The 618-nt window shown below is 68.8% G+C and carries 1 protein-coding gene; it reads right to left on the bottom strand.

The genetic code is table 11. From position 1 onward, the window contains the following. Positions 1-618: peroxidase family protein (locus tag B3E43_RS08565; protein WP_349677571.1), on the bottom strand; the 618-nt coding region annotated here is incomplete at both ends.

Below are 618 nucleotides of genomic sequence, written 5' to 3'. Positions count from 1 at the left end.
ACGCCATGCTTCGACCCGCCGTGGTTGGCGCCGATGACCCGCAGGCCACCGACCAGCACCGTCATCTCCGGGGCCGTCAGACCGAGCAGCTGCGCCCGGTCGATCAGCAGCTCCTCGGTCGGGACATTGTACCGGACCTGCAGATAATTGCGGAAACCGTCGGCCTTGGGCTCCAGCACCGCAAAGCCTTCGACATCGGTCTGGTCCTGGCTGGCGTCCGTCCGGCCCGGGGTGAATTCCACCTCGATCGCATGGCCGCCGGCCTTCGCCGCCTTTTCGACGCCGACGCAGCCGCCCAGCACGATCAGGTCGGCGATCGAGACGATCCGCTCGCCGTCGAAATCGCCCTTGATGGCCTCATAGACCTCCAGCACATGGGCGAGCTTCGCGGGCTGGTTGACGTCCCACGAGCGTTGCGGCTCGAGCCGCAGCCGGCCGCCATTGGCCCCGCCGCGGTGGTCGGACCCGCGATAGGTCGCTGCCGCCGCCCAGGCGGTCGAAACCAGATCGGCCACCGTCAGGGTCGAGGCCGCGATCTGCTCCTTCAGCGCACTGATGTCGTCGGCGGTCAGGTCCGGGCCGGTCTGCGCCGGAATCGGGTCCTGCCAGATCAGGTCC

The sequence above is a fragment of the Brevundimonas sp. UBA2416 genome (assembly GCF_002343105.1).
GTDB lineage: Bacteria > Pseudomonadota > Alphaproteobacteria > Caulobacterales > Caulobacteraceae > Brevundimonas.
Note: the sequence above shows the minus strand (reverse complement) of the source record. Positions and strands in the feature narration are given on the sequence as shown.